Here is a 6,582-nt window from a genome sequence, read left to right on the forward strand (position 1 = left end):
GCCAGGTCGCGGGCCTGCTGGGCGGCCTCCTCGTCGCCGGCGCCCGCGGAGCCGGCCGGGCGGAGCCCCGCCGTGCCGGTCGTCGGCAGGCCGTCGTTCGTCGGGTGGACGGTCGGGGCCGGCGGGGTGGAGTCGGCGGCGCGGAAGACGGCCTGCCAGGCGTCGCGCATGTCCTTCAGCGACGCGAACCGCCGCGCCGCGTCCCGGTCGAGCGCGCGGAGGAAGAAAGATGTGAGGCCGGAGCGGATCGCCGGGTCGAACGCCTCGGTGGCCACCGTCGGCGGGCCCACGGTGAACCGCGTCTCGGCGGACCCGTCGCCCCAGAGCGGCAGCTCGCCGGAGGCCATCTCGTGCAGGGTGACCGCCAGGGCGTAGCGCTCGGCATGGTCGTCGTAGGCGGTGCGGGTGCCGGCGCCGAGGAACGGGTCCAGGTAGCGAGGCGTACCGGCGCTGGTGTCGCGGACCGAGATGTTGGCCAGCGAGAAGTCGATGAGGACCAGCTGGTAGGTACGGTTCGGCCGGCGGCGGATGACGATGTTGTCCGGCTTCAGGTCGCGGTGGGCGACGCCCTCGCCGTCCAGGTAGTCGACCGCGCCGAACAGGTAGTCGCTGTAGGTTTCCAGCTCGTCGACCGAGAGCCGGCCCTCGCGCAGCTTGCGCGCAACGGTCTGCTCGCCGGCGTGGTCGAGGACGAGCACCGTGCGTCCGCCGATGACCAGCGTGTCCGGGCGGGCCAGGCGGATCACCCGCGAGTCGTTCAGCCGGCCCAGCACCGACGCCTCATGTTCCAGGCGCGCCGCCCGCTCGTCGGAGAGGGCGACCTTGAGGACCTCGTCGCGGTTGGTCTTCTCGTTGTGGGCCAGGAAGGCGCGGCTCGTCGAACCGGTGCCCAGCCGCTCCCTGATCCGCCACTCGCCGCCGACCAAGTCGCCGCGCTGGGCCTCCAGCGGGTCAGCCTCGGGCTCCTGCTCGGCCTGCTCCGCCGCGGGTGGGTCCGGCGGCGTGCCGTCCGCGGCGCTGTCGCCGGGGGCGGCCGCCGGGACGTCCGGCCGGGTGAACTCGTCCTCGACGAGCAGCAGCCAGTCGAGCAGCTCGCCGACGCTGGAGAAGCGGTCGTCGGGCAGCGGGCGGGTCGCCTGCGCTACCAGCTCGTTCGCCGCCTCGGACAGCGAATCGACGACTTCCGCCGGGTGCAGGCCGCCCGACTGCTCCAGCCTCGCCTTCAGCGTGTTCGGGCTGTCCGCGGGCGGCTGGCCGGTGAGGATCAGGTAGGCCAGCGCGCCCAGGCCGAAGACGTCGATGCCGACCGGGTCGGGGTAGGGGGCGCCGATCTCGGGCGCCAGGTAGCCGGCGGCGGCCAGCTCCAGATGCGGCAGGAACCGGGCCGCGGGCTCCACCGCCAGTTCGAGCGACGTCTTTGTCATCGCGCTCGTCAGCGCGCCGGTACCCGAGCCGGCGTCGCGGGCCGCCGCCTGCCAGTCACGGATCATCAGCCTGGGTGCGAGCCAGCCCTGCTCGCCGTTCCCGCCTGCGCGGCGGCCCCGGCCGCCGGACGGCACGACCAAGACGCTGCGGGCGGCCAGCGCCCGGTGGTAGAGATGCCGGCCGTGCGCGTAGGCGACCGTCTCGGCCAGCTGGCGGATCATGTACAGCCGGGTGCCGGCATCGAGGCGGTCGCCGTACCGGTCGAGATAGTGGTCCAGGCGCATCTCGTCCGGCCGGTGGCGGAAGATCAGCGCCGGGCCCGCCTCGTGGCTCTCCAACCCGTCGACCTGGACGATCCCCGGATGGTTGATCCCGTGTAGCACCAGGAACTCGCGGCGGGCGACCGCCTCCCGGTTCGCCCGCTCGGCTTCCCCGGCGGCCCGCTCGACAAGGTAGATCCGCACCCGTCGCCGCTCGGAGGCGACCTGGGCGTGGGCGGCATGGTAATCCTGCCAGGTCGGGCCGGAGTCGAATGCCGGGAACTCCAGCTGCCAGGAGCCAACCCGCTGGTGGCGCCGGCTGCGGGCGATCCCGGCCGCCGGCAGCAGCTTGGCCAGGGCCTTGGACAGCTCGGGGGTGACCCGCTGCCGCTCGTCGCGCAGCGGTGCGTCCAGCAGACCGGACCAGATCGACGGCAGCGCTACGCCGCCCTTACTGTTGCTCTTGCTGGCGCTCTTGTTGGTGGCGCCGCCCGGGGTGCCTCGCTCGGGGTCGAAGACCCAGTGGAGCTGATGGTCGGGGAGCTCGACCCGTAGGGTCGGGTTCGACAGGAAGACCGCCGGCTGGATGAACGGGATCTTCGTCCTGCTCGCGCGGCCGGCGTTCTCCAGCAGGGACCGCAGCTCCTTGGACTTCTGGTTCGCCAGGTGCAGCGGGTTGTCGAAGATCCGGGTGTCGCCCGAGTGGCGGTGCTGGGTCCAGTTCGACCCGGACGCGGTCAGCCGGCCGACCAGGCTCTTGATCTCGATGAGGTAGACGCCGCCGCGGGCAACGACCAGCAGGTCGACCTCGCGGATGTGCCCGGTGGTCGCGGTGAAGGTGAAGTTCGACCAGGCACGGTACGGCTCGGCGTCCGGCAGCAGCAGCCGGACATGCTCCAGCGCCTCCCGCTCATGCGGAAACTGCGACGGCGTGACCGTCTCCCACCGGCCCTGCCCCTCGCGCACCCCGTCTCCTCGCCGTGTCCGCGACCCCGCCCCAGCTGTCGCGCCCGCTATGTCACCACCCGCGACACTAGCCCTGTCCTTACTAGCCCTGTCCTTCGCACGTGCGTGCGGAGGACCCGACTGTTCGACAGCGTCCAGCTCCGGCCGACATGGATCGGTAGACGATCATGAGATAGTGATCATACGGTGTGTTGGAGGTGCGCCTCATTCGCCTACTTTGGGTGATGGGGAGGCTGGGGTCAGCCGCTGCTGTCGAGGGCGTGAAGGAGGGTGCTGGTTTTGACGCGGTAGATGCGGCCGAAGCGGTGGACTTCGCAGGGGAATTCGCCGCGGCGGGCGAGTTCGTAGGCGCGGGCGGCGGTCATGAAGGCGTTCATCGTGGAGGCGGCCAATGGGACCTACGAGCGAGGCAGACAGGGGCCTGGGCCGCATCCCGGGCGTAGCTGAGGAGCCCGACCCGCCGTTCGGCACGCTGCTGCGCGCGTGTTCGTCCTCCGCCGTGCATCTGGAGATGCGAGATTCCTACGACGGCGGGGATCCGTGGTTTCAGGCGTGGCTCGTCGGGGACCAGGAGGAGTTCCGACGGCGACTGGCGCCCCGGCCATGGCTGGACCTGATCGCCGAGGTGACCGGTCATGGGGTCGAGGTCCGCCGGGTCCGGATCGTGTCGGAGCCGGTGACCGACTACATCAGGTTCGAGCATGCGACGACCGCGTCGAACGTCGCCGCGGGCGAACAGGTCCGCTGGCTGCCCCGGCACCTGGCCACCGGCCTGCTGCTCCCGGCTAACGACTTCTGGGTTTTCGACGGCCAGCAAGCTCAGTTCAACTACTTCTCCGGCCGAGGAGAGTTCCTCGATACGCGCCTGTCACCCGACGCGGTGATCGCCGCGCAGTGCGCGACGGCGTTTGAGGCTGCGTGGGAGCGGTCCGTGCCGCATCAGGAATACGACCTGACCTAAAGTCGATCTTCCCGCCGTCGCCGCGGTCTTCCTCCTGTGCAGCCACCGTCCTCCAGTGCCCAGCAGGCCCGCCAGCTCCTCGCGGACCGGCTTCGCGACCTCCGGCGCGACGCCAATCTGACCGCGATCGAGCTGGCTGCCCGCGCCGGCTGGGAGCGCACGAAGGTTTCGAAGATCGAGCACGCCACCCGTCCCCCGTCCGTAGCGGACATCCGCGCGTGGTGCCAGATCTGCGGCGCCGAGAACGAGACAGCAGATCTGGTCGCGTCCCTGCACACGGCGGAAGGGATGTGGGTCGGATGGCGACGGATGGAGCGCTCCGGGCTCCGCCGTGCTCAGGAGGAGCGGCTGCCCCTGTACGAACGGACCCGTCAGTTCCGCGCCTACAGCTGCTGGATTGTTCCGGGTCTCATCCAGACCGAGGACTACACGCGCGCCGTGCTTCGTGCCTACCAGCAGCGGCGCGGAGTCCACGACGATGTCGAGGCAGCGGTCGCGGCTCGGATGAACCGCCAGCGCGTCCTGCGCCGCAACCAGCGCACCGCCGCATTCCTCATTGAGGAGTCCGTGCTGCGCAACGGCTTCGGCGGGCCGGCGGTCATGCGCGGCCAGTGCGCACACCTGGCCGAGGTCACGACCTGGCCCGCGGTGTCCCTCGGCGTCATTCCCGCCTCTCCCGATCGTGGGATGGCCGGTCCAGCCGAAGATTTTTGGATCTTCGACAACGACCGGGTGAACGTCGAGCTGGTCTCGGGATTTCTCACGGTCACCCAGCCGACCGAGATTGCCCTCTACGCGCAGATGTTCGCGCGCTTCAGTGAGATCGCTGTCTACGGCGCCCGAGCCCGCGACCTCATCGCGACCACGAGTCCGCCACCGTAGTCCGACTTGCCACACTCGGGCACACTCCTGGCCCTGGTGATCTCACTGTGTGATGGAGCTTTGCGACAGCGGCCTGCCCGGTGCGGAGCGCGAGTTCGGCGCGCGGGGATACGGGCCGCACGCCGCCGAGGCCGTCGAGGCGCTGGTCGCCCAGATCAAAGCCTGGGACGCCCACGGCCGGGAGATTCCCGGCGACGCCTTTGCCTACTGGCCCGTGGGGAGCGCCATCCCCTCGTCCTGTGACGCTTCCGTGTGCCGGTTCCGGAAGAGCCACGGCACCGCCACCATCACCTGGCCTCCGGCCGGCTAGAAGGGCTTCGTCGGGAACCGCGGCAACCTCCTCCACCGACATGAACGAAACCAGCTGCAACAGGTTGGACGATCTGACGGACAGGAGTGCATACAGTGCGTGAACGGGCGTCTGCTCGGTCGGGAGTTCGTGCAGGCGCCAGGCTGGTATCTGGTTTCCGCGGAGGAGGTCTCGCATCTGGTCGGCGAGCCGGTTCTGGCCGATCACGTGGATCTCGCGGGACTCCGCCAGGCCATACAGCGTCACGTCGAGTCCGGCCCGGTCCGCGTACTGCTCGCGGATCGTTGACGAGCGTGCTCGGCCTCCGAGGAACTGCGGCGCGACGATCATCAGTGCATCGCGGGCGGACTTGCCGGCGTACCCGGACATGGAACCTGTGAAGTGAACCAGTCGAGGGGCAGTTCCGGCGGTTCCCTGGCTCATGCGGGACGCCTCCAGACCTCCACAGCGAACGCCAATTCCAGCCGTTCGCCCGACCTGCGATCACGCCGACTCACAACATCACAAATCGGCTGGTTGGCATCGGACCAGGTCAGGCGTGGCCGTCCTGGAGGTAGCTGGCCGTGCCGCGGTCGAGCGCGGTGATGGCTGTTTGGGCGCGGCGCCATACGTAGGGACGCAGGAGCCGCGCGGCCTCGTTCGGTGGGCAGAAACGGACAGCGGCTAGCTCTGGGTCGACGGGACGGAGCGCGCGGGCCCTGTCGGCAGGCAGTATGCCGCCGTCAAAGACGAACGCTAGGAGGTCGTCCCAGGGGCCGTGCGGGGAAATCCAGTCCACGCACAGCAGCTCGCCCACGGGTAGGTCGAGGTCGAGTTCTTCTTTGAGCTCGCGTCGGAGGGCGTCGCGGGGCGGTTCGTTCGCTTCGGCCATGCCGCCGGGGAGGTCCCAGTCGGGTTTGTAGGTCGGGTCGACCAGCAGGAGGCGTCCGGTTTCGTCGCGGACGAGGGCGTCGGCGGAGACGCGTTTGCGGGCTTGGCGGGCGTTGCCGTCAGCGAGGTGGGCGAACTCGGCGGCGCCCCGGTCGCGGTAGCTGTCCTCCCACTCCTGTGCGGTGCTCATGACGCCTCGACAGCTGCGGCGGGCAGGGCCGTGTTGACCCGGCCGAGGAACTCGGCGACAGCTGGTAGGCCGACGTGCGGTTCGAGGCGGCGGCCAAGTGCCCGCAGGTGGCTGACGACGCGGTCGGAGTCCAGCTGCGTGGCGGCGTCGAGCACCCGTGTGCCGGCGTCGCAGGTCGCGTCGAGGTCGCCGCGCCCGAGGTACACAGTCGCCAGCGTGAGGTGGGTGAAGGCCCGGCTACGGGTCCGGTCAGGTGTGCGCAGCTCCAAGACCCGCAGCGCCTCGCGTTCGGCCGCAGTCCAGTCGTGCAGGTCGCGCAGGCAGACGGCGGCTTCAGCGGCGAGCGCCGCTTCGTCGAACGGGCTGAGCCATTCGTCGCCGGTGGGCACCGCACGAGCCAGTTCTCGTTCGGCGTTCCGCAGCGCGGCCAGGCACGCGACCGATGCGCCCGCCAGGGCGTTCCCCCGTGCCGTCATGGCGTGCAGGCGGCTTCGCAGCGCCCCGCACTGCGGATCATCCGGCACCAGCGCGAGGCCCGCCTGGGCGAGCCGGACAGCGTCGCGGGCGCGTTCATTCTCCAAGGCTAGTTGACTCTGGCTGACGAGTACCTGCGCGCTCAGCGCCTGGTCGCCGGCCGCGGTGGCGAGGCCGAATGCCTGGACGAAGTGCTGGGCCGCGAGGTCGCCGCGGTCGTCATCGTAGGCCAGCCACCCCGCCA

Annotated in this window: 7 protein-coding genes and 1 pseudogene; 4 read left to right on the forward strand and 4 right to left on the reverse strand. The window is 70.5% G+C overall.

The window, feature by feature from the left end:
• Together pglW and U9977_RS24510 are read right to left on the reverse strand one after the other, a co-directional pair.
• On the reverse strand, positions 1-2,651 hold a 2,651-nt coding region (pglW, locus tag U9977_RS24505; protein ID WP_322751641.1), incomplete at its 3' end, for a BREX system serine/threonine kinase PglW.
• A gap of 239 nt (positions 2,652-2,890) precedes the next feature.
• The gene (locus U9977_RS24510) at positions 2,891-3,016 is read right to left on the reverse strand and encodes a hypothetical protein (RefSeq protein WP_322751642.1); all 126 of its coding nucleotides are present in this window, start codon (positions 3,014-3,016) and stop codon (positions 2,891-2,893) included.
• Positions 3,017-3,042: 26 nt separating this feature from the next.
• Here U9977_RS24510 and U9977_RS24515 point away from each other — a divergent pair, with 26 nt between their 5' ends.
• The 4 genes from U9977_RS24515 (at position 3,043) to U9977_RS24530 (ending at position 5,092) form a co-directional block, all read left to right on the forward strand.
• A complete protein-coding gene (locus U9977_RS24515; RefSeq protein ID WP_322751643.1) occupies positions 3,043-3,612 on the forward strand; it encodes a DUF6879 family protein in 570 nt (189 codons plus the stop codon).
• A gap of 36 nt (positions 3,613-3,648) precedes the next feature.
• Complete coding sequence (locus U9977_RS24520) at positions 3,649-4,494, forward strand: helix-turn-helix transcriptional regulator (protein WP_322751644.1); 846 nt, start codon at positions 3,649-3,651, stop codon at positions 4,492-4,494.
• Positions 4,495-4,546: 52 nt separating this feature from the next.
• On the forward strand, positions 4,547-4,804 hold the full coding sequence (locus U9977_RS24525) for a hypothetical protein (protein WP_322751645.1): 258 nt from the start codon (positions 4,547-4,549) through the stop codon (positions 4,802-4,804).
• 99 nt (positions 4,805-4,903) lie between these two features.
• The gene (locus U9977_RS24530; protein ID WP_322751646.1) at positions 4,904-5,092 is read left to right on the forward strand and encodes a hypothetical protein; all 189 of its coding nucleotides are present in this window, start codon (positions 4,904-4,906) and stop codon (positions 5,090-5,092) included.
• Positions 5,093-5,336: 244 nt separating this feature from the next.
• Here the strand turns inward: U9977_RS24530 and U9977_RS24535 are convergent, their stop codons facing one another.
• Positions 5,337-5,864, reverse strand: a complete 528-nt coding sequence (locus tag U9977_RS24535) for an NUDIX hydrolase (protein WP_322751647.1) — start codon at positions 5,862-5,864, stop codon at positions 5,337-5,339.
• Positions 5,861-6,582 (reverse strand): annotated as a pseudogene (locus U9977_RS24540) (hypothetical protein); the annotation flags it as partial. The gene U9977_RS24535 and the pseudogene U9977_RS24540, both read right to left, overlap by 4 nt.

This window comes from Protofrankia sp. Cas8 (assembly GCF_963555845.1).
In the GTDB taxonomy this organism is placed as follows: Bacteria; Actinomycetota; Actinomycetes; order Frankiales; family Frankiaceae; genus Protofrankia.